The following is a 21,579-nucleotide window of genomic DNA, read 5'->3' on the forward strand; positions in this document are numbered from 1 at the left end:
CTATCCTCAGACCAGCGCTTCGATCGCCTTGCGCACCGCGTCCTGATCCATCTCGTGGAGGCCGATGACGACGAGACGCGTGTTGCGCGCTTCACCCGGTGCCCAGGCGCGGTCGAAATATTGGTCGATGCGCGCACCCACGGCCTGCAGCTGCAGGCGCATGGGCTTGCCGGAAACCTCGATGAAGCCCTTGAGGCGCAGCACATCATGCTCAGCGATGATGCCCTTCAGCTTCTCGACGAAACTTGATGTATCCGCAATCGCACCAAGCTCGACGACGAAACTGTCGAATTCGTCGTGATCGTGCGGCTCGCCGTCCTCATGCTCCAGCTCGTGATGGGACTTGCGGTTGGCGATATCGTCTTCCGCGCCGATGCCGAGGCCGAGCAGCACGCTTGCCGGCACCTCGCCATTCCTGGCTTCGATCATCACGGGCTTGCGGGCAATGCGCGAGGCGACCTCACTCTTCACGCGGCCAAGGCCGGCGACGTCGATCAGGTCGGTCTTGTTGAGAACGATGAGATCGGCGCAGGTGAGCTGATCCTCGAACAGCTCCTCGATCGGGCTTTCGTGATCGAGCGATTCATCCTCGGCGCGGCGCGCATCGACGGCATCATGGTCGTCGGCAAAACGCCCGGCGGCCACGGCCGCACTGTCAACCACCGTGATGACGCCATCGACGGTCACCTGGGTGCGAATATCGGGCCAGTTGAAGGCAGCGACCAGCGGCTGCGGCAAGGCGAGGCCCGAGGTTTCGATGACGATATGGTCGGGCCGCTGTTCGCGCTCGAGCAGCTTCGTCATCGTCGGAATAAAATCGTCGGCGACGGTGCAGCAGATGCAGCCGTTGGTGAGCTCGATGATATCGTCCTCGCTACAATTCTCCGCACCGCAGCCTTTCAGCACGTCGCCGTCGACACCGAGATCGCCGAATTCGTTGATGATGAGCGCGATCTTTTTGCCGCCGGCATTGGTGAGCAGGTTGCGGATCATTGTCGTCTTGCCGGCGCCGAGGAAGCCGGTGATGACGGTTGCGGGAATCTTCTGCTGGTTCATGGACTTAACCCTTCATTTTCAGCGGCAGGCCTGCCGCGATGAAATAGACTTCAGCGGCCTTCGCCGCGATCGATTGGTGCAGCCGGCCGGCATGATCGCGAAAATCCCGCGCCATGCGATTGTCGGGCACGATGCCGAGGCCGACCTCGTTGGAAACGAAAACGAGCCGCGCTTTGGCGCCGGGCAGGAAATCGGCAAGGGCGGCAAATTCCGCCGCCATGTCACGCTGCTCCATCATCAGATTGGTGACCCAGAGCGTCAGGCAGTCGATCAGCACGATACGCCCCTCGCCGTCGATGGCGGCGAGCTTACCGACGAGATCGAGCGGCTCCTCATGCGTCGTCCAGGACGGGCCGCGATCGGCCTTGTGCTTGATGATGCGCGCCTGCATCTCCTCGTCCCAGGCACGGCCGGTGGCGACGTAGTGGCGGTCGAGGCCGGTTGCGGTGACGAGGGATTCGGCAAAGCGGGATTTGCCGGAGCGGGCGCCGCCGAGGATGAAGACGGTGTTGGATGGGGCGCTTGTCATATGCAGACCGTCGCCAGAGGAAACGCGACGCTCCGCCACCCTCCCTCATTCCCTTCCTCGGACTTTGCCCGAGGGATGTCACAGGAATCCAGCCACGGCGCGTCCGCGCCGTGAATGACTCGGTTAAAGGGGAGTCCTCCGCGCCCAACGACTTGGGCGCACTGGATTCCTGTGACGAGCACAGGAATGAGGGAGGAGAGGAATGTGCCCACCAAACACGCCGCAACGGAAGGCGCCGACACCTGTAAGGTCTCGCCAAGCCGCGCCGCACCAGGCCGCGCTGAATTCAATCGTTCAGCCAAGACAACCTCCGTGCTGGCAGCGGGCATAGCGCCCAGGGTTGGGCTTTTCGCCCGGCACGGGATGGCAGGTCTCCTGGCTCGCGGTTGTCGGCCGATCGGGGCAGACCGGAAACCGGTCGCCCTGATCCTGCCGGCGGATCTGCCTCGCCTTCCCGGCTGCATCGGTGAAAGAGTGGACGATTCGTAGATATAGAGGCGTCCGACCCCGGTTGATCACCATGCATGTCCAGTGGCTTTTCCGGCATATCGCCCATCCGTCCCGCCTGCACCATTGCAGGGGCCGGCCGGAAGCGCTCGATGCCGGATGGAAGACCCTGACCGCTCTACAGTCGCGGGGTCGGCTGTGATAAAGGCGCCCGGCTTGGGTCCGCCCCGTCACATTCCCTTTTCATCCGGAAGGGCGCTACACCGATCCGGAACCATCCGTTATATCAGGATGGTCAGGTGACCATCCGTTGAGGGATGGTTAGGCAAGCCCGGGAGTGAAGTCAACCGGCCTTGACGGCCGCCCGATCGCCGGTAAGGCGGCGCACTCATTCAAACATGACTTACTCCACCAAAAATATCGTCTTTTATCAGAGACTTACGTCATAAATATTTGACCCGAACGCCGGCTTTTCGCCGCAATTGCACTGCAAGCGGACTGCGCCACCGCCCTTGACCGAGCCTCTCCCCGCCTAGTTGTCTGGCCATGCTTATGAAATTGGATCGGCGCCGTCTGCGCGCGCTGCGTGTTTTCTTTGATCCGGGGCGGCTGCGTGCGCTGACCCGCCGCAGCGAGGTCGGCCTGTCGCTTGCGGGCGCTGTCGTCGGCATCGCCTCGGGGCTTGCCGTCACCGGCATGAGCTTCGTCTCCAATGAATTGCACCGGCTGGTCTTCGGCATCGCCGACGACGAAAGGCTGAGCTCGTCCGACATCGACGACAAGCTGCTGCTGCTCGCGGCCCCTGTCGTCGGCGGCATCCTGCTCGGGCTGTTGCTTTTCATCTTGGCGAAACGACGCAAGAAGCCGATGGTCGATCCGATCGAGGCCAATGCTCTGCATGGCGGCCGCCTGTCCTTGACCGACAGCATCATCGTTGCCGTGCAGAACCTGATCTCCAACGGCTTCGGCGCCTCCGTCGGGCTCGAGGCCGGCTATACCCAGCTTGCCGCCGGCATCGCCTCGAAATTCGGCCTGAAGCTGCAGCTTCGCCGCTCTGATCTGCGCGTGCTCGTCGGTTGCGGGGCGGCCGGCGCTATCGCCGCCGCCTTCAACGCGCCGCTGACCGGCGCCTTCTATGCCTTCGAGCTGATCATCGGCACCTATACGATCGTCTCGCTGACCCCCGTGGTTGTCTCGGCCCTTGTCTCCACTCTCATTGCAAGGCTGCTTGCCGACGGCGATTTCGCCATCGATATCGGCAGCTTCGGCACGGTCGTGCCGGCCGATTATATCCCGGCCCTGCTGCTCGGCGCCTTTTGCGCCGGTGTCGGCATCCTGATCATGCAGGGCGTCGCCTTCGTCGAGGAACTGGCGCGCAAGAGTGCGATCGCTCCGCCCTTCCGCCCGGCGCTTGGCGGCATCGTCGTCGGACTGCTGGCGATGATCTCTCCGCAGGTGCTTTCGGCCGGCCACGGCGCGCTGCATCTCAACCTCTCCCGCGATGTGGCGATCCCGACGCTGATCGGCCTCTTCCTGTTGAAATCCTTCGCCTCGGCGATCTCGATCGGCTCCGGCTTCAGGGGCGGCCTGTTCTTCGCCTCGCTGTTCATGGGTGCCCTGCTCGGCAAGCTCTTTGCCTATTGCGGCCCCTATTTCGCCGATGCGACGCTGACGCCTGTTATCTATGCCGTGGTCGGCATGAGTTCGCTCGCCGTCGCCGTCATCGGCGGGCCGCTGACGATGACCTTCCTGGCGCTGGAAATCACCGGCGATTTCCCGATTACCGCACTGGTGCTTGCCGCCGTCATCACCTCGTCGCTCGTGGTGCGCTCGACCTTCGGCTACTCCTTCGCCACGTGGCGCTTCCACTTGCGCGGCGAGAGCATCCGCAGCGCCCACGACGTGGGCTGGATTCGCAACCTGACCGTCAACAAGCTGATGCGATCAGACGTCAAGACCGCCAAATCAGGCATCTCGCTGGAAGAATTCAAGCAGGCCTTCCCGATCGGCTCGACCCAACGCGTCATCCTTGTCGAGGAGAGCGACAAATATGTGGGCCTGGTGCTGGTGCCGGAGATCTACGCCAATCCGACCGACGCCCAGGACGAGGGCAAGTCGCTTGCCGACTTCATCCGCTACCGCAACGATTTCCTGCAGCCGCAGATGAATGCCAGGCAGGCGGCGGCGATCTTCGACAAGAGCGAAAGCGAAGCGCTCGCCGTCGTCAACAATCTGATCGAACGCAAGGTGATCGGCCAGCTCAGCGAAAGCTACACGCTGCGCCGCTATAGCGAAGAACTCGACCGCCGCCGCCGCGAAGTGTCAGGCGAGATCTGAGCCGCTCCGACCGACAGCGCCCCACGTCTTTTCAGACGCTCAAAGGACGCTGCTGCACTTTGAATTATTCAGCGGCGTCGGCGAGCCTGAAGACATCAGCCCGCTTCGAAACCCCGCGCAGCTCGAACGATCCGAGATATTGGCAAGGCGCGGCGCAGGTCGTCGCGAAGCTCTCCGACATCAAGAGGGGTTGATCCAGCGTGCCGCAGAGCTTTTCGAGCCGTGAGGCCTCGTTGACCGCCCTGCCGATCACCGTGAAATCGAGCCTGCCATGGGCGCCGACATTTCCGTAGAAAACCTCGCCGAGATGCAGAACGACGTCGACGCCGATATCGGGGCCGCCATTGCCCGTCCGCTCGCGATTGAGCGCCTCGTTTGCCTTCAGCAGGTTCCTCGCCGAAGCGAGTGCCGCCACGCAGGCCCGTTGCGGATCGTCCGCATCGGTCGGAAAGATCGCCAGCACGCTGTCGCCCATGAACTTCAGGATCTCGCCGGAATTTTCCTCGACATGCCGGTCGATCAGTTCGAAATGTTCGTTCAGAAAGCCGACGATCTCTTCGGGCTGATAGGCTTCGGTCAGGGCGGTGAAATTCCTGAGGTCCGCAAGCAGGATCGCGGCATTGATGGAGCCGCCCGTTCCCCGCTGGGTTTCGCCGGCGAGAATGCGCGCACTCGTCCTGGCGCCGGTATAGACGGCGAGGATATCGGTCGCGGTCTTCGATGCCGCCACGCGGTAGGCCGCAAGCCCCAGCGCCGGGAAAAGCGCTTCGACAATCCCAAGTTGTTGATCGGAAAATCCGCCCGGCGCGTCGCTGGTCAGCGAAAAACCAAATCCGCGCAACGCAACCTCCTTCGGGAATTCGAAAAGGCTGATGACGTGATCCGTGCCTCCGGCGAGCGCGAATTCGTGAAGCTCGCTGTAGGCGAGGCCCTCGCCTCTCTCCAAGCTCCACCGCCCTCTTCTTTCGCCACGGTTCAAAAGATAGAATATCGGCGTCTCCTCGAAAATGCGCTCCCCCGCAATGCCGTGTTCGGCATTTTCGATGGTCGTGACGCCGCCCCTGATGAAATTGGCCGAGATGCCGCGATACATGGGATGGATGGAGGGCATTCGGATGCTCGCCCGCCAGATCGGAAATCCCTCGGCGATCAGCCGGTCGCACAGCCCGGCGACGAGATCGCCAATATGCTCGCTGGTGATTCCCTGCTCTATAAGCCAGTGAATATGATCGTTAATTTTCAAAACCTCCGCATCGGGCCAAGAGCCGCAGAAGCCGTTTTCACGATCGAGGCCAGGCACCGGGAACCGCAGGACAGGGGCTGAAAGAGCCATGTCGCGCATGCCATTCATTAGCCTGCTTCGCGTCGCGATACCACTCCCGGGCGAATGAGAGATGCGGAATTCGAGAGCGACAAACGCCAGTGTCACGGATGACAAATTGCCTCAGTCTCCCCGGCGATTGGCGAAACCTGCTGCAGTTTGCCTCTTGGGAGGCGATAAAAGGGACATCGCCTCGCCACGCGGCGATGTCCTTCGGCATGGGATCCCCAGCCGCTCACATCCTGACCGTCATGCCGCCATCGACGGTCAGCACGTGGCCGTTGACGAAGGAGGCGGCGCCGCTTGCCAGAAACAATGCCGCGCAGGCAATCTCGTCCGGGCGTCCCCAGCGCTGCACCGGGATCCGCTGGCGCACGAAGGGCATCAATTCCTCATTCTGCGCCATCGCCGCATTCGTCTCGGTGGCGAACCAGCCGGGCGCAATTGCGTTGCTGGTGATCCCGTACGGGCCGAATTCGACCGCCATGCCACGCATCAGGCCGGTCAGTCCCTGCTTGGCGGCAGGATAGACGCAGTCGCCGGGCATGACGACATGGCCGCTGATCGAGGTGACCGCGATCAGGCGGCCATGATTGCACCGCTTCATCAGCACGGCAGCGTCGCGCGAAAGCGTGATCGCCGCCGCCAGATCGATGCGCAGCAGCTCGATGATCGCATCATCGTCGAATTCAGCCAGCGGCCGCCGGTCGCGGGCGCCGACATTGTTGATCAGGATATCGAGACGGCCATGGATCTTGTCGATATCGGCCATCACAGCACGCTGAGCCTCCCGGTCGGCGACGTCGAACACGGCGGCCTCCGCCGTCCCGCCCGCGGCACGGATGGTCCTGACGGCGCCTTCCAGCGTCGCCGCCGTGCGTCCGTTGACGATAACATGGGCGCCCGCCTCGGCCAGGGCGCGCGCCATTTCGAAGCCCAGACCACGGCCACCGCCGGTCACCAGCGCCACCTGACCTGCCAGTGAAAATCTATCCAATACGCTCATGTTTTCGTCGCTCTCGACCGAGTCCGCCGCGACAATTAATGGACTCAGTCAACTAATTTGGCAATAGCAGCGAGATGCCCAATGAATCACAGGTTTTCACCCGCATCATCTCCTCTGGCCAAGCGCCTCACTTGTCCTAATCCACCCACGGCGCGTCTGCGCCGTGATTGATTCTCATCCAAACGGGATGTCTTCCGCGCCCAGAGACTTGGGCGCACTGGATTCCTGTGACAGGCCCAAGAATGATGGAGGTTGGGGTGACCGGTGTGCTGTGTCGCTGACAGCCCCGCCCAGAGCACATCAGGTCTACCCAAGCAGCCCGGCCAGCCAGCGCGGGTCGAGATGTCTCTGCAGGCCACTCGCGACTTCGTCCAACGCCCGATCGACGCTCTCGCGGTAATTCCTCCGCTCAGCCGAGAGCCCGAAGCTTTGAAGCAGCCGGGCGCGGTAGGCGTCGCTGCCGAAGAGGCCATGCAGGTAGGTGCCCATGATCCGGCCGTCGGCCGAAAGCGCCCCGTCGGGCGCCCCGTCGATGATCGCCGAAGGTCGATCGCAATCCGGGCCGCGGGTGATGCCGAGGTGGATCTGGTAGCCGGCAAGCGGCGTATCGTATTCGGTCGAGCGAGCCTGGCTGTTGCGCACGGTTTTCTCCGACGCCATCTCGGTCTCGACATCGAGAAGCCCAAGCCCCGGCGTCTCCAGCGTCCCGCCCTCGCGCCCAAGCGGATCATGCACGGTCCGGCCGAGCATCTGGTAGCCGCCGCAGATGCCGATCACCCGGCCGCCGCGCCTGACATGCGCCTGGAGATCGCGGTCCCAGCCCGCAGCCCTGAAATCGGCGAGATCCGATATCGTCGATTTCGAGCCGGGAAGCACAACGAGGCTCGCATCGGCAGGTATCCGCTCGCCTGATCGCACGAAGACCAGCTCGACATCCGGCTCGGTCCGCAGCGGGTCGAGATCGTCGAAATTGGCGATGCGCGGCAGCACCGGCACGGCGATCTTCAGCGCCCCCGCTCCGCCCCGCGCCAGCCGTTCGAGCACGACCGAATCTTCGGCCGGCAGGCGCCCAGCGCCCGGCAGCCACGGCACGACGCCGAAACACGGCCAGCCGGTAAAGCCTTCGATGGCGCTTATGCCGTCGTCAAACAGCGAGATGTCGCCGCGGAACTTGTTGATGATATAGCCGGCAATCATCGCCCGGTCGCCCTCGTCGAGGATCGCATGCGTGCCCACAAGTGAAGCGATAACGCCGCCGCGGTCGATATCGCCGACGAGCACGACGGGCACGCCGGCCCGCGTCGCAAAGCCCATATTGGCGATATCGCCGGGCCTGAGATTGATCTCGGCCGGCGATCCCGCACCTTCGACGATAACGAGATCGGTACCCGCAGCCACTTTCTCGAAGCTTTCGAGCACGGCGCCGAGCAGCTGCGGCTTCAGCCGCTGGTAGTCGCGCCCCTTGGCTTGGCCGAACACCCTGCCCTGCACGATAATCTGGCTGCCGTTGTCCGATTGCGGCTTGAGCAGCACCGGGTTCATGTGCACCGAGGATGGCGTGCGAGCCGCCAGCGACTGCAGCCACTGCGCCCGGCCGATCTCGCCGCCATCGTCGGCAACTGCCGCATTGTTCGACATGTTCTGTGGCTTGAACGGCCGGACGGCAAGCCCGCGATTGGCCGCCAGCCGGCAGAGGCCCGCGACCAGCACCGTCTTGCCGACGTCCGAGCCGGTTCCCTGCAGCATGATCGCTCTTGCCATGGTGGCCGCCTTTCGCTGAGGCGACGCCTACAATGGGCTAGTATCTCGGGTCAAGGCTTGGTCCGGCTCTGGCTGCGCGCATAAACGCGAAAACCGCGCATCGCCTTGGCTCTGCGCGGTTTGCCGAAAACTCAGGCGTCTTCGCCCCTACACGGCGAAGCTCGCTCTCTCCGGTACGCACTACCTGAACCAGAGAAGCGGCGGTCATTCCCGCCACGACCCAACTGATAACGGCACATTCTTACCGGAGAGTTATTGAAGGCTTACGCAAATGTTAATTTCGATCTTTTTTGACATTCTCGCCGAAATTTCTGCCGAAGGTCCGCCGGCGATCGCCAAGAGCGTGCGTTTCGCCCGAGGGCGCCATTCGGGGGATACTGACATAAATTCTTCGAATTCAAATATTTAGAGACGCAACCATGAGCAGAAGACGGTTGATTTCTGCGAGCGAACGCGTAGGCTTCGCCAAAATGCGCCATTGTTGACCATCGCCTGCGACGAGCCGCCGGACAGCCTTGTCGGTGGATTGCAAATCCGGCCGCGCGTCCGCCTAAGAATTCGGGGAATGACGATGAAGACGTATCTGATGACGGCCGTGTTTGCCGCGGCTCTTTCTACCATCGCGCCGGCCGAAGCCGCAGAGTGCGGCAAGGTTTCGATCGCCGAGATGAAATGGGCCTCGGCAGGTATAGCGGCAAACTTCGACAGGATCATCCTGGAAAAGGGCTACGGCTGCTCCGTCACCATCGTCGACGGCGACACCCTTCCGACCTTCGCCTCGATGAACGAGAAAGGCACCCCCGACGTCGCCTCGGAATATTGGATCAATTCCGTCCGGGCCCTGCTCGATCAGGCCGTCAACAGCGGCCGGCTGGTGCAGGGAGCCGAGATTCTTGCCGATGGCGCGGTCGAGGGCTGGTGGATCCCGAAATTCATCGCCGACGCCCACCCCGACATCCGTTCGGTCGAAGATGCGCTGAAACATCCCGAACTCTTCCCGGCCGAGGACGATGCGTCCAAGGGCGCAGTCTACAATTGCCCTGCCGACTGGAGCTGCCAGATATCGACCACCAATCTGTTCAAGGCACTCGCAGCGGACAAGAAGGACTTCGAGCTTGTGGAAACCGGCAGCCCCGAACAGCTCGATGCCTCGATTGCCCGCGCCTTCGACAACAAGGTCGGCTGGCTGGGATACTACTGGGCGCCGACTGCGGTCCTTGGCAAATACGACACGACGCGGCTGAGCTTCGGCGTCGGTCATGACAAGAGCGAGTGGGACCGCTGTACGGCGGTTGCCGGCTGCAACAGGCCCCAGCTCAATTCCTACCCCGTCTCGCGCGCGTTCACGTTGATGACCAGATCCTTTGCCAGCCGCGCCGGGCCTGTCACCACCTATCTCAAAACCCGCAAATGGGACAATGGCACGATCAATCAGGTGCTCGCCTGGCAAGACGAAAACCGCGAGAGCAACGAGGATGCCGCGATCTATTTCCTTCGCAATTACGAGGGCCTGTGGATGAAATGGGTGCCAGTCGATGTAGCCGAGAAGGTCAAGGCGAGCTTATAAGGTCAGGAGACGATCAACGACCGGACGATTCGAATGACTGGCAACGTTCCCTTTCCCGACCGCGATACCGTTGCGGAAAAGCTTGCCGCGCTGTCGGAGGCCGACAAGTCATACTTGGCGCTGCTCATGGAAAACGCCGCGCAGGACGACAATCTGCTGGAAGGCTTGCGCCGCCATCTCGATCTTGCCGCCGGATCGCGGTTGCTGAACTCGCTGAAGCTCGAAAACCTCGGACTGTGGCTGGGGACCGAGGCGCCCGACCGTCTGCAGATCAGGCTGATGGAAACCGCCCGCTCCAGCCAGCACCCCGCCTATCAAGCCTTCCGGACCGGCCTCAGCCGATCCGGCGGCCTCGAAAAGGCTTATCCCTCGGCCATTTTATAATGGTCCGACCGGTCGTCGGTTGGGCCCCGGTCACCCGATAGGGTGGTCCGGACCCGGTCATCCCCCGGTCATCCGAAGGATGATCCGGTCAGGATCATCCCGATCAAGCAAACCTCTCAGCCGATCACTTCTTCGCAGCACGATCGACCGAGCGGCCGGCGTCCTGGGTGGCGTTCACGGTGTTTGCCGTATCCTTTCCTATGCCGCGGATCGTGTTGCCGCAGGAGGAAAGGGCAAGAAGAACCATAAAAGCTGCGGCAATTTTGGCCGTTGTCGTCATTTCGAATATCCTTGTTTGAAATCAACCCCGAACGGCACTTATGCCGTTCGCGCCGATAACGCACAAGTGAAGAAAAGGTTCAACGGTTGAAGACATCGTCAGGCAGCGACCGCCTTCGCTCTTTCGGCAAAAGCGCTGCGAATGCTGTCGGCCACCGTCTCGATCGGCCCCGACATCTGCGAAGCGGTCAGCAGGCGGATGTCGAAGGCGCCGAGTTCCGGCAGCCCTTCATTCGGGCCGAGGAGCGCCATGTCCTCGTTGACATAGGAAAGCGGCAGCGGCGCGATGGCGAGATCGGAGAGCACGGCGGCGCGCTGCGCCATCGTGTGGCCGCTGAGATAGGCGACGCGATAGGGCCGCTTGTTGCGCTCGAGCTGGGTGAGTGCCTCCTGACGCCAGATACAGCCGTCCTCCCAGATCGAGATCGGCAGGGGATCGCGGCGATGCGCCGAACCGCACCTAGCGCCGGCCCAGACCAGCCGCTCGCGGTAAACCACCTCGCCGCCGGTCGGGAACGGGCGCGTCGCACAGTTGATCAACGCCAGATCGAGCCGTTGCTCCTCCATGCGCTTCTTCAACCCGATGCTCATGTCGATCGTCACGTCGACCATGATGCCGGGATAGCTTTCGGCGAAACTCTTCAGGATGCTCGGCAGCAGCCGTTCGCCGATATCCTCCGGCGCGCCGAGCCGCACGACGCCGCTGAGTTCGGGCATGATGAAGCGCGACACCGCCTCGTTCGATAGCGCCAGGATGTTGCGGGCGTAGGATAGCAGCATCTCGCCATGGCGCGTCAGGGATACCGAGCGGGCGTCGCGCAAAAACAGCGTCGCGCCGAGCTGCTCCTCAAGCTTCTTGATCTGCATTGACACTGCCGACGGCGTGCGGAAGACCGCTTCGGCCGCGGTCGAAAAATTGCCCGTCTCGGCGATGGCGACAAAGGTACGCAGCACATCGTTGTCAAGCAGCGGAATGGGACGGCGAAAGGGAATGCTCATCGTCACATCTTTCAATTTTTCTGATTTATAACCCCATATCATTTTGTTTGATTGAATGTCAATCGGCCGCATATCTTCAGTGTCAGCAGCAATGATGCCAGCAAAGGAGGCCGGACATGACGCAATCAAGCATCTGGAATATCGTACAGGCCCTTTCCGCATTCAAGTCGCAGAGGCGCCGGGATGCGAACCATGAGTATGCGATCCGGCAGCTAAAGCGGTTTCCGTCGCATCTGCTGGCGGATTGTCAGCGCGAAATGGAGTTGAACACCTCGGCTGCTGAAGCGGATGATCGACGATGGAACGGCGGTCACATGCCGCCCAACAGCTTGAAGGCGATGACCCACATCGTGAATGCGACGAGCGTTTCCAGCATCCGCCAGGACGAAGGCTTCGAGAAGATCGGCCGCAACCACGTTGCGCCATATCCGAGCGAAAAGAAGAACAGGAAGGAACCCGTCACCGCGCCGGCGGCAAACGAAGTCTGCTGCCCGGGATAGCGTGTCGATATCGTGCCGAGCAGCACGACCGTATCGAGATAGACATGCGGATTGAGCCAGGTGAGCGCGAGGCAGGTCATGAGCGTCTGACGGAAACTCGCCGTTCTGGCCTCCGCCGCCGTGAGGGTAGCGGAAGACCGCAAGGCGGAGTAGAGGCTCTTGGCACCGTACCAGACCAGAAACGCTGCCCCTCCATAACGCATCACGGGATCGAGCCAGGGCATCAACCCGGCGATCTGCTGCAGACTGGTCACCCCGAGCACGATCAGCGCGGCATCGGAGACCGCGCATGCGAGGCAGACGGCGAAGACATGTTCGTTGCGCAAGCCCTGGCGGAGGATGAAGGCGTTCTGTGCACCGATGGCGACAATCAGGCTGAGGCCCATCATCAGGCCGATTATATAAATTGAAAGATTCATCGCTTCGGCCAACGCCCCTCATTTCGGTGAGGTTGCGCTAGCGCGATTAGGAGATTTAGACTAGTTAATCCAGCTTATTCCGATTAAGTGAAACTAATCCATGCTCGATTATCCCGCGCTGCGCGCCGTCGCAACCATTGTCCAGACAGGTAGCTTCGAAAGAGCGGCGGCCGTCCTGAACGTCACTCCTTCGGCCATTTCTCAGCGCGTGAAACAGCTGGAAGAGCGTCTCGGCGTCGTCCTCATCGTCAGAGGCACGCCGTGCACGGCGACGGAAAAGGGAGAATGGCTCTGTCGCCATATGGAGAATGTCGGCATGCTCGAAGCCGAGCTCTTCGGGCAGTTGCCGGCCCTCGTCGACCCCGACGAACCACGCCAGAGGGTCACGCTTCAGATTGCAACGAATGCCGACAGCCTCGGGACATGGTTCGTCGAGGCCATGTCGAATTTCGCCAAAAGCTCTTCCTATCTGCTGAACATTGCCGTCGATGATCAGGACCACACCGCCGAATGGCTGCAGCGCGGGCGGGTGATCGCCGCCGTCACCAGCCTGGAAAAACCGGTCCGCGGATGCCGGCGTTTTGCCCTTGGGGTTCTGCGTTACCACGCCACGGCAACGCCCGATTTCGTCGCCCGCCACTTTCCGCAGGGCGTAACCTCAGAGGCGATCCGCAATGCTCCGGCCCTGACCTTCAACCAGAAAGACAGGCTGCAGAGCAGCTGGATACGCAAAACGTTCGGGCGCGATCTCGATTATCCCACCCACTGGCTGCCCTCGCCGCAGAGCTTCGTCGAGGCGAGCCTCTCCGGCATGTGCTGGGGAATGAACCCGACCCAATTGACCCGCGAGCATCTCGCATCCGGACGGCTGGTCGAGCTGGTGCCCGACACGCCGCTCGATGTTCCGCTCTACTGGCAGATAAACCGCCTCGCCGCCGACCGCCTGGCGGATCTGACGCGCGAAGTCGTCGCAGTGGCCAAGCGCCGTCTTTGATGCATCACTTAAAGATGCAGCAGAACCGGCTCGCTTTGTTAGACGTAAGCCGTGGGCTGCCGAAGTCGCTGGTCTCGTCTGAGCGTCACTTTCGATGATGGAATGTCATCGTTGTAGCCACGGACGGTAAAGCTTCGATAAATAAAGTACCCAATGGTACTAAAATAATGGGAAAGGCATACAAATATCGCTCTCTTACGCGATAGCGATGATCTCCAGCTCCTGGCCGCCCGCCTCCACGACATCGCCGACAGCCTTGCCCATCAGCAACCGCGCCACCGGCGAGACGTAGGAAATCGATCCGGCCTTGGGATCGGCTTCGTCCTCCCCGACGATGCGATAGGTCTGCACGCGCGCGTCGTCGCGACGGAAAGTCACCGTATTGCCGAAGGTGACGGTGTCGCTTGACGTTGGGTAAGGCACAAGCTGGGCAGTACGAAGTCTTGCCGCTAAGTAACGAAGATCACGCAAGGGATTGGCCGTCTGCCGCCGCCGTTCGTTCACGTCTTCGATGATGCTCGCGGCATCATAGGCCTCGCGGGCCTGCTGGAGTTGCAGCTCCAGAGCCTTCAACCCCGCCTCCGTGACAAGGTTCGGGTGCGGCGACACCGGACGGTCGGGCAGCAGGGTTTCCGAAGCCGTTTCAAAACTCTCTTCCTTGGTAAAGGCGACGGCCAATCTCGGACTCCGTTTTAGGCGCAGTGCGCACTTGTAGCTGATGGGCAATTGCCCCAAATCTCTGTCGAAACCATACATCGACCGCGCACGAACCGCCAATCCTGCTTCATCGGCAGCCGCTTTCAAGGATCATGACTCCGCAGATTGGGAGCGACGGGAAGGTCCGACACCGCATGGCGGGGCTCGAATACCTTTATTTCGACACGTGCTCGGGCTTGCCCTTCCTCTTGGTTGATGCGAATTCCTCGAGCTGTTTTTCGCTCATGGATTCGACCATCTGTTTCGAGGCGCCTTTGAGTTCGCTCTTCGGCGTCTCGCCACGCTTGGCAGAAAGTGCGGCGCCTGCCGCCTTTTGCTGTGCCTTGGACTTGGCTGGCATATCGATCTCCTTTTCTTGAGTGGGAGCCCCCGCGTCAAACTATCTTGAGTTCGTCAGGCCTGCGTATAGCGCGTTGGCTCCCTTGCAGGGAGGCTGCGGCTCGTAGGCCGCAGCCGACCGGCTGTCAGTTGATGGTGGCCCATTGCATCCGGACATCCCTGGCATTCTTCGACAAATGGACGTGTGCATCGACGTGATCGACCCAATCGATCGGGATCAAGTGGTGCTTGCCGTCTTCCGAATCGAGCTTCGTCAGCTTGATGCGCGTGGGACCGTCGAGATGATCGACTGTGCCGACTTGGGTGCCGTCGGCAGCCCGTACTTCCATATGTTCGCGGATCTGATCTGCGGAAATCATCGTTTCCTCCTTTGCATCATTGTCGGGTACGAAGCGGCAACGAGGTGGAGCAGACTTGGTTCCGAGGCATCCTGTCGCGCACCGAATTATGCTCGTCGGCCCGATGTTGAGGCCAGCCTAGGACCGCCGGGCACGCTCCGATCATTCAATAACTCTGATGTTATCCATAAGCCCTATTCGTTTGAATGATGAGTGGTCCGGGCCCATATTGGCATCACGGACATGGACGAACCTCCCATCGATCCCCATGTCCCTGACCTAAGAAAGGAACCGGAAAATGACCACGCTCACCTATCGAGGTGGTGGCAAGACCCTCACCTCCAGCGACAGCCGCTTCGATCTGGCACATTATGCCCGCAAGCTCACGCTCGCCTGGACACGCTGGCAGACGGCCCGCGAAATCGAAGCCATGCCCTTCGACATCCGCAAGGACATCGGCTGGCCGAGCACGGACGACAGCAAACACCGGACCATGTAATGAATGCGACATTCCTCTCAAGATAAGGGCGGCGTCTGCTTTGCGCAACGCCGCCTTTTCGTGGCCTGACCGTTCATGCCCAAGCCCTTTTCAATCTTGAATTTCAGTCGCCTATCAGTCCCTCATCTGCCCTCCCTGAGGCCATTCCGGTAGTTTAAGCGGCCAAATCGTGGCCGATGTCGCATATTTGCTCTTCCCGGCCGCATTTTTCCATGCCAGTGTCGCTTTCAGGACATCGGCGCGACGCATTCCGCGCAACGAATGTGTCATCGCCCCTCGAGCATGGATTTCGCTATGAACAGGATGCAGATCAAGAAGCGTTCGGTAGTCTTCTTTATGGTACCGCAATTCACCATGCTGCCCTTTTCGGCGGCCGTGGACACCTTGCGCATCGCCAATCGCATGCTCGGCTATCAGGCCTATACTTGGCGGCTGACCTCCGTCGACGGGGAAAAGGTCTATTCCTCCTGCGGCATCGGCGTCGAAGCCAATTCCTCGCTCGCCGAGGAACGCCGCCATCTCGGCGGCGAAAACCGGCCGGGCATGGTGCTCGTCTGTTCCGGCATCGATGTCGAGCAGTTCAACAACAAATCGGTCAATGCCTGGCTGCGCGAATCCTACAATCGCGGCGTTGCCGTCGGCAGCCTCTGTACGGGCGCGCATGTGCTTGCCCAGGCCGGTCTCCTGAACGGCAAGCGCTGCGCCATCCATTGGGAAAACCTGCCGGGCTTTTCGGAAGCCTTCCCGCAGGCGGAGGTCTATGCCGATCTCTACGAGATCGACGGCAATCTCTATACCTGCGCCGGCGGCACCGCATCGCTAGACATGATGCTGAACCTCGTCGGCGAGGATTTCGGCGAAAGCCTTGTCAACCGCATCTGCGAGCAGCACCTGACCGATCGCGTGCGCAACCCGCACGACCGCCAGCGTCTGCCGCTGCGCGCCCGCCTCGGCGTGCAGAACGCCAAGGTGCTGTCGATCATCGAGTTGATGGAAGGCAATCTCGCCGAGCCCCTGTCGCTGATCGAGATCGCCGACGGCGCCGGCCTATCCCGTCGCCAGATCGAACGGCTGTTCCGCCAGGAGATGGGCCGCTCGCCGGCCCGCTACTATCTGGAAATCCGCCTCGACCGTGCGCGCCACCTCCTGGTGCAGTCCTCGATGCCCGTCGTCGAGGTCGCCGTCGCCTGCGGCTTCGTCTCGGCCTCGCATTTCTCCAAGTGTTATCGCGAACTCTACCATCGCTCGCCGCAGCAGGAGCGCGCCGAGCGCAAATTGACCATGGCGACGGCAAGGCAGGCGGTTGCCGCTTGAGACAATAAGAAGGCGTCGCCGCTTGAGACGTTGGAAAAGCCTGTCGCCGCCTGATGTGAAAGGCGGCGGCTTGGCTCCGCCCTTCGGATGGCGTTATTGCGCCGCCTCTTCCGTCATCCTGGCGTCGGAATAGACCTGGTTTCGGCCGCGGTGTTTGGCCATGTAGAGGAACTGGTCGGCGGCATTGAGGTAGTTCTCGAAGGTCTCGTAACCGCCGATCTCGGCGATGCCGATCGAAATCGTAACACCGAGTTCCTCATCGTCGGCCGTCACCTTCAGCCGCGAAATGTCCGAGCGGATCTCGTCGCAGAGTTTGGTCGCGGCAGCCGAATCCATCTGCGGGAAGAGGATGGCGAATTCCTCGCCCCCGAGGCGCGAGAGAAGATTGTCGCTGCCGTCGAAGATCGTAAACAGCCTGTTTGCGACAGCCTTCAGCACCTTGTCGCCGATCTCATGGCCATAGGTATCGTTCAGCCGCTTGAAATGGTCGATATCGAGAATGGCAACGGAACTCGGCACCTTCAGCCGCAGGCACTCATTCACCAGCTTCGGGCCATTGTCATAGAAATAGCGGCGGTTATAGAGACCTGTCAGATAGTCGCAGGCCGCCGCCGCCCTCAGCTGCCGCATCTGCGCCAGCGTCTCGGCATTGTTGGCGATGCGGCATTGCAACTCCTCGGCGACGAAGGGCCGGTAGACGAAATCGCTGGCGCCGGCCTTGAGGAAACTCGCCGACAGCATGCGGTCGTTGGAGGCGGAAACGCCGATGACACGCAGTCTGTCCGAACCGAAGCGATGGCGGATGCGCCGCGTCAGTTCGTAGCCGCTCATATCGGGCATATGGTGGTCGGTGACGACGAGTTCGATATCGCTGTAGGCTTCGAGCGCTGCCAGCGCCTCGAGCCCCGAACTTGCCTCGACGACGAGATATTGCTGTGCCTTGAGCAGGTCGACGAGCACTTGGCGCGCCGAGGCGACATCATCGACGACAAGCACCCGCGTCTTGCGGTTGGAGATCGCCCGCCGGACGGTGGCGACCAGATTGTCGAGCGCGAATTCATTGTCCTTCAGCACATAATCGATGACATTGCGCTCCATGATCTTGTTGCGCGTGTTGAGATCGAATGTCGCGGTGAAGACGATCGCCGGGATATCGTGCTCGATCGTGCAGTCGAGCGCTTCGCCATAGGGCGAATCCGGCAGGTTGAGATCGACGACGGCCATGGTGTAGCCGTGACCGTCCTCGGCAAGCTCTTTGCGAAGAGCCTTCAGAGATGGGCAGGATTTGACGGCAAGACCGAGTTCGGTCTGGAACCGGTGACAGAGTACGGCGGAAAACATCCGGGAATCTTCAACCAGAAGTATTTTTAACCCGCCGGAGCGCAGCCCGATGCCATCTCGCTGAAAATCCGCTTGAAAAGCCACGGCCGCTACTCCCCCATACGTCCGACGGGCTCGAATCGGCCCTCTCCCCGGGGCGAACGATAGCCGAGAGGCTTATGCGCGTGAAGGGGACAAATGAAGGCGGAATTACCTCTAATTGCAAAAATTCGACGACTGTTCCCGACCACCATCTCCGGGCGCCTGGCGATACCGATGCTGGAGGAGCCGTCAGGCAACCGCCCGCTCCTTGCGCATCGATTGGATCTGCAGCAGCGTATCGAGGTTCTGGTTGACGCGGCAGTAGAATTCCTCGTCGATGAAGGGACGCAGCATGAAATCATTGCCGCCGGCCTTCAGGAACCGCGCCGACAGCAGCCGGTTCGAGGAGGAGGACACGCCGATGATGCGCAGTTCGTGCGAGCCGATATTGGAGCGGATGCGCCGCGTCAACTCGAAGCCGTCAATGTCGGGCATGTTGTAATCGGTGATCATCAGGCCGATATCGCGGTTGGCCTTCAGGATCTCCAGCGCCTTGGCGCCGTTGTCGGCGGTACTGACACGGAAATTGTAGCGTTTCAGCCGGCTCGACAGCAGGGCGCGCGCCGTTGCACTGTCGTCGACGATCAGCACGTGATGGCGATGATTGGTCAGGAACCGGCAAATCGATTCCGCCAGAAGGTCGACGGCGAAGATATTGTCCTTGAGGATATAATCGACGATATCCTTGGCCATCAGCTTGTCGCGCATGCCTTCATGGAAGGTGCCGGTAAAGACGATTGTGGGTATGGAGAGATCGACCAGATATTCGAGCGCTTCGCCGTTTTCAGCGCCGGGCAGGTTGATGTTCGAGATCGCCAGCGTGATCGGGTCGGAAGACTTGTCGTAGGAAAACTGCAGATCCTCGAAGGTGCGGCAGATCTCGACATCAATGTCGAACAGCTCCTTGAGGCGTTTGCTGATCATCGAGGTGAATACGTTGGAATCTTCCGCGACAATAATGCGCGCGCCGGCAAACATTTCCCCGGAATATTGCATCCCCGAAATACCTAGAAACGCCATAGCAAACCTTTGATGTAAAAAACTGTCCCCGGGTCAAATCGATACATCAATTGATTTGAATAATTATTAATCAGTGGGCCTGGATATGAAACGAACAAGCGACTCGACGGGGCCGCCTCCGATTTCTTGCAGATATGATTAAGAAATCAGGCGCGAAGCGCCGCATTCTCAGCATCGAACGGGCTTTCGCCGACGACCGTCGCATTATAGGTCGCCCCGAGGATCTTGATCTTCAGCTTCGTGCTTTCCTGAGCGTGATCCAGCCGCCGCATGCAGGTGGATTCGCTCACCGCTTCAGCGTCGATTTTCCATGCCGCAGGTTGTTCCCCCTATAATGTTAAATCTCCTACTGGTTGGACGGACTTGCGACAGGATTTCCGCCTTGTTTTCCAAAGCCAATTTCCTTGCCGCTTGTGGGTCTTTCGCTGTCGATGCCAGGCTTTGCAACACGACCTGCCCGGGTGCAAGCCACATTTGGCAGGCGCCTTTCGCCATCATCCTTTGCTCTCGCAATGACGCGACGACCGCGATACCGGCCCTCAGTCAATGCCCGACCGCAAACCCAGCGCGCGCAGGAAATGCGCCTCGATCGCGCGCAGCAATTCGGCGCGGGCCGAGGGCGTCTCGGCAATGCTGGGCTGATCGACGACGCCGTGCAGGGCGTTGAACAGGAACACCGCCGTAAAGCCGGGATCGTCGGCCGACCAAGCATCCCCGCCTGCCCCGTCGGCGATGAGTTCGCTCAGATGGTCGATCAGGATGTTGCGCGAAAGCCCTACCCTTGATGCGGGGGGTGCCGCCACGAAGGCGAGATGATGCAGCCCGGCCGCATCGAGATATCCGGTGGCGCATGCCGTCGACCAGGCGACCAGCTTGCTGCGCCAGTCCTCTTGCCTGCATCCCCCGACGGCCGCGACGATGCCATCCAGCACAACTTGCACAAAGCGGGCGCGCAGTGCCTGGAGAAGATCGGCCTTCGAGGAAAAATGCAGATAGAAGGTGCCTTTGGCCACCCCTGCCCCCGTCGTAATCTCCTCGATCGTGGTCTGCTCAACACCCTTTTCCAGAAACAGCCGCTCGGCCGCGGTCATGAGCTCGTCGCGCCGCTCCTCCGGAGGCTTGGTTCTCGGTTTTGAAGGATTGGCCGGCATCGACAGGACTGGTCCCTCACTGACGGCGCACGGGATCGGTCCTGTGCAGGTAGCCGGTAAACACGTCGCGCATTGCGGTGCTCTCGATATCAGGCAGAAGGCGACCCACTTCCCCACGATGATAACCGCTATGCGTCACCACATGGGCCAGCATCTCTTCGCGGGACATGCGCCCCCGCCCACCATCGGTGAAGGTGAAGTCGACGACTTCCTCCAACTCATGAAGGCTTATATGCGAGGTGTAGTCGGTGTACCAACGGTCCGTTTCCCGGATATCGGCCGACAGCTGCGCCAAAGGCGGCGCTTCGCTGCTCCAGCTCGCCGTATAAGAATGATCCAGCCGCTGCAGGTTAGCGGCGAAGATGCGATCGACGAGATGAGCGTGATTGAGTACGCGAAGGGCTGAGCGAAAATTGTCGGAGCGTGTCTCGGCGCCGAGCCCGTTCAAGGCGTCGAGAAGCTCGTCGTCGACGCTGGCTTTGTATCGGAACAGAGAGTTCAACAGGGTCTGCGCGCTCATTGCGGTCTCCGTACGTAAACGGGTGGCGCCGGCATCACGCCGACGATCTCCATTTACGTGGCTGACTGGCGGTCAGTCAACGGGTTTACAAAAGATCTAACCGCCACCTGTGCATCTGCCGCGCAATCTCGTATCACGCGCAGCAGCCGCCAGTTGCCGCTGCCGGCCCGCAGCAAGCCGCTGCCCTGCTGTTTTCCTCCGCCAGCCAGCGATCGCGCGGCTTGCAGCTTGCCGGCCGCGGCGATAGCGCGACATACACGGCGCCGGCGCTGAGAATCGGTGTCGCGGCACAATAGAGCTGCATCGGCCGTACTCCGTCGCTGACCTCGAAGGTCAGTTTGGCCGAACCGTCAAGCTGCACATGCTCCGTCACCTTGCGGATGATGGAATAAAACCTGCCGGCCGGCATATGTGTGCGGTCGCCCTCCTCAATGTCCCAGAGCTGGATGAAGATCTCCGTCCACGCTTCGGGATTGGCGCCGCAATCGAGGCCCGAGAATTGGCCCGCCTTGACCTCGGTGATATGATAGCCCGGCTTCACCGGCTGGCCGTTGTAGTAGAAAACCAGCGGCGCATCCTTTTCCCCGGCGAGCGTATCGAGCAGCAGACCGAGACTGATGTCGTCCTCTTGAATTTTCCCGTTGTCGATCGCGTTCATAT

At 61.1% G+C, this 21,579-nt stretch carries 23 protein-coding genes and 1 riboswitch; of the genes, 6 read left to right on the forward strand and 17 right to left on the reverse strand.

The window, feature by feature from the left end; all coding sequences use genetic code 11:
• Nucleotides 1–6: 6 nt before the first annotated feature.
• On the reverse strand, nt 7–1,056 hold the full coding sequence (gene cobW, locus QMO82_RS13725) for a cobalamin biosynthesis protein CobW (protein ID WP_283196645.1): 1,050 nt from the start codon (nt 1,054–1,056) through the stop codon (nt 7–9).
• Between the two features lie 4 nt (nt 1,057–1,060).
• A complete protein-coding gene (cobU, locus tag QMO82_RS13730; protein WP_183607016.1) occupies nt 1,061–1,585 on the reverse strand; it encodes a bifunctional adenosylcobinamide kinase/adenosylcobinamide-phosphate guanylyltransferase in 525 nt (174 codons plus the stop codon).
• A 347-nt stretch (nt 1,586–1,932) separates the two neighbouring features.
• A riboswitch (cobalamin riboswitch) is annotated at nt 1,933–2,326 on the reverse strand.
• 252 nt (nt 2,327–2,578) lie between these two features.
• Here cobU and QMO82_RS13735 point away from each other — a divergent pair.
• On the forward strand, nt 2,579–4,369 hold the full coding sequence (locus tag QMO82_RS13735) for a chloride channel protein (protein ID WP_183607015.1): 1,791 nt from the start codon (nt 2,579–2,581) through the stop codon (nt 4,367–4,369).
• A gap of 64 nt (nt 4,370–4,433) precedes the next feature.
• Here QMO82_RS13735 and QMO82_RS13740 read toward each other — a convergent pair whose 3' ends face one another.
• From QMO82_RS13740 to QMO82_RS13750, 3 genes are all read right to left on the reverse strand, one after another.
• On the reverse strand, nt 4,434–5,720 hold the full coding sequence (locus QMO82_RS13740) for an adenylate/guanylate cyclase domain-containing protein (protein ID WP_246718261.1): 1,287 nt from the start codon (nt 5,718–5,720) through the stop codon (nt 4,434–4,436).
• 205 nt (nt 5,721–5,925) lie between these two features.
• On the reverse strand, nt 5,926–6,696 hold the full coding sequence (locus QMO82_RS13745; RefSeq protein ID WP_183607013.1) for an SDR family oxidoreductase: 771 nt from the start codon (nt 6,694–6,696) through the stop codon (nt 5,926–5,928).
• Between the two features lie 306 nt (nt 6,697–7,002).
• Nucleotides 7,003–8,457 (reverse strand): cobyric acid synthase, encoded by a 1,455-nt coding sequence (locus tag QMO82_RS13750; protein ID WP_183607012.1) that lies wholly within the window; start codon nt 8,455–8,457, stop codon nt 7,003–7,005.
• Between the two features lie 565 nt (nt 8,458–9,022).
• On the opposite strand from QMO82_RS13750, the gene QMO82_RS13755 reads away from it, so the two are divergent.
• Together QMO82_RS13755 and QMO82_RS13760 are read left to right on the forward strand one after the other, a co-directional pair.
• The gene (locus QMO82_RS13755) at nt 9,023–10,024 is read left to right on the forward strand and encodes a glycine betaine ABC transporter substrate-binding protein (RefSeq protein ID WP_283196646.1); all 1,002 of its coding nucleotides are present in this window, start codon (nt 9,023–9,025) and stop codon (nt 10,022–10,024) included.
• Between the two features lie 33 nt (nt 10,025–10,057).
• On the forward strand, nt 10,058–10,408 hold the full coding sequence (locus tag QMO82_RS13760; RefSeq protein ID WP_183607010.1) for a hypothetical protein: 351 nt from the start codon (nt 10,058–10,060) through the stop codon (nt 10,406–10,408).
• 124 nt (nt 10,409–10,532) lie between these two features.
• On the opposite strand, the gene QMO82_RS13765 is transcribed toward QMO82_RS13760, so the two are convergent.
• The 3 genes from QMO82_RS13765 to QMO82_RS13775 all read right to left on the reverse strand — a co-directional run bounded on the left by QMO82_RS13765 (nt 10,533) and on the right by QMO82_RS13775 (nt 12,605).
• Nucleotides 10,533–10,688, reverse strand: a complete 156-nt coding sequence (locus tag QMO82_RS13765) for a hypothetical protein (RefSeq protein WP_003560194.1) — start codon at nt 10,686–10,688, stop codon at nt 10,533–10,535.
• Between the two features lie 98 nt (nt 10,689–10,786).
• Complete coding sequence (locus tag QMO82_RS13770; RefSeq protein WP_183607009.1) at nt 10,787–11,728, reverse strand: LysR family transcriptional regulator; 942 nt, start codon at nt 11,726–11,728, stop codon at nt 10,787–10,789.
• A gap of 268 nt (nt 11,729–11,996) precedes the next feature.
• Nucleotides 11,997–12,605 carry a LysE/ArgO family amino acid transporter gene (locus QMO82_RS13775; RefSeq protein WP_183607008.1) on the reverse strand — a complete coding sequence of 203 codons (609 nt, stop codon included), beginning with the start codon at nt 12,603–12,605 and terminating at the stop codon, nt 11,997–11,999.
• A gap of 100 nt (nt 12,606–12,705) precedes the next feature.
• Between QMO82_RS13775 and QMO82_RS13780 the strand changes: the two genes are divergently transcribed.
• On the forward strand, nt 12,706–13,599 hold the full coding sequence (locus QMO82_RS13780) for a LysR family transcriptional regulator ArgP (RefSeq protein ID WP_183607007.1): 894 nt from the start codon (nt 12,706–12,708) through the stop codon (nt 13,597–13,599).
• Nucleotides 13,600–13,794: 195 nt separating this feature from the next.
• On the opposite strand, the gene greA is transcribed toward QMO82_RS13780, so the two are convergent.
• The 3 genes from greA to QMO82_RS13795 form a co-directional block, all read right to left on the reverse strand.
• Nucleotides 13,795–14,277 carry a transcription elongation factor GreA gene (gene greA, locus QMO82_RS13785; RefSeq protein WP_183607680.1) on the reverse strand — a complete coding sequence of 161 codons (483 nt, stop codon included), beginning with the start codon at nt 14,275–14,277 and terminating at the stop codon, nt 13,795–13,797.
• Nucleotides 14,278–14,470: 193 nt separating this feature from the next.
• Nucleotides 14,471–14,656, reverse strand: coding sequence for a DUF3008 family protein (locus tag QMO82_RS13790; RefSeq protein ID WP_028756545.1), 186 nt, complete (start codon nt 14,654–14,656; stop codon nt 14,471–14,473).
• 124 nt (nt 14,657–14,780) lie between these two features.
• Nucleotides 14,781–15,014, reverse strand: a complete 234-nt coding sequence (locus QMO82_RS13795) for a DUF2171 domain-containing protein (RefSeq protein ID WP_171602806.1) — start codon at nt 15,012–15,014, stop codon at nt 14,781–14,783.
• Between the two features lie 277 nt (nt 15,015–15,291).
• On the opposite strand from QMO82_RS13795, the gene QMO82_RS13800 reads away from it, so the two are divergent.
• Both QMO82_RS13800 and QMO82_RS13805 read left to right on the forward strand, forming a co-directional pair.
• Nucleotides 15,292–15,492, forward strand: a complete 201-nt coding sequence (locus QMO82_RS13800; protein WP_183607006.1) for a hypothetical protein — start codon at nt 15,292–15,294, stop codon at nt 15,490–15,492.
• Between the two features lie 294 nt (nt 15,493–15,786).
• Complete coding sequence (locus QMO82_RS13805; protein WP_183607005.1) at nt 15,787–16,806, forward strand: GlxA family transcriptional regulator; 1,020 nt, start codon at nt 15,787–15,789, stop codon at nt 16,804–16,806.
• 93 nt (nt 16,807–16,899) lie between these two features.
• Here the strand turns inward: QMO82_RS13805 and QMO82_RS13810 are convergent, their stop codons facing one another.
• The 6 genes from QMO82_RS13810 to QMO82_RS13835 all read right to left on the reverse strand — a co-directional run bounded on the left by QMO82_RS13810 (nt 16,900) and on the right by QMO82_RS13835 (nt 21,577).
• Nucleotides 16,900–18,231, reverse strand: coding sequence for a diguanylate cyclase (locus QMO82_RS13810; protein ID WP_183607004.1), 1,332 nt, complete (start codon nt 18,229–18,231; stop codon nt 16,900–16,902).
• 186 nt (nt 18,232–18,417) lie between these two features.
• Nucleotides 18,418–19,248, reverse strand: a complete 831-nt coding sequence (locus tag QMO82_RS13815) for a response regulator (protein ID WP_183607003.1) — start codon at nt 19,246–19,248, stop codon at nt 18,418–18,420.
• 146 nt (nt 19,249–19,394) lie between these two features.
• Nucleotides 19,395–19,538, reverse strand: a complete 144-nt coding sequence (locus QMO82_RS13820) for a hypothetical protein (RefSeq protein ID WP_183607718.1) — start codon at nt 19,536–19,538, stop codon at nt 19,395–19,397.
• A gap of 249 nt (nt 19,539–19,787) precedes the next feature.
• Nucleotides 19,788–20,399 carry a TetR/AcrR family transcriptional regulator gene (locus tag QMO82_RS13825; protein ID WP_183607002.1) on the reverse strand — a complete coding sequence of 204 codons (612 nt, stop codon included), beginning with the start codon at nt 20,397–20,399 and terminating at the stop codon, nt 19,788–19,790.
• Between the two features lie 16 nt (nt 20,400–20,415).
• Complete coding sequence (locus tag QMO82_RS13830; protein ID WP_183607001.1) at nt 20,416–20,919, reverse strand: DinB family protein; 504 nt, start codon at nt 20,917–20,919, stop codon at nt 20,416–20,418.
• 133 nt (nt 20,920–21,052) lie between these two features.
• The gene (locus QMO82_RS13835) at nt 21,053–21,577 is read right to left on the reverse strand and encodes a DUF6428 family protein (RefSeq protein ID WP_183607000.1); all 525 of its coding nucleotides are present in this window, start codon (nt 21,575–21,577) and stop codon (nt 21,053–21,055) included.
• Between the last annotated feature and the right edge of the window lie 2 nt (nt 21,578–21,579).

The sequence above is a fragment of the Rhizobium sp. BT04 genome (genome assembly GCF_030053135.1).
Taxonomy (GTDB): Bacteria; Pseudomonadota; Alphaproteobacteria; order Rhizobiales; family Rhizobiaceae; genus Rhizobium; species Rhizobium binxianense.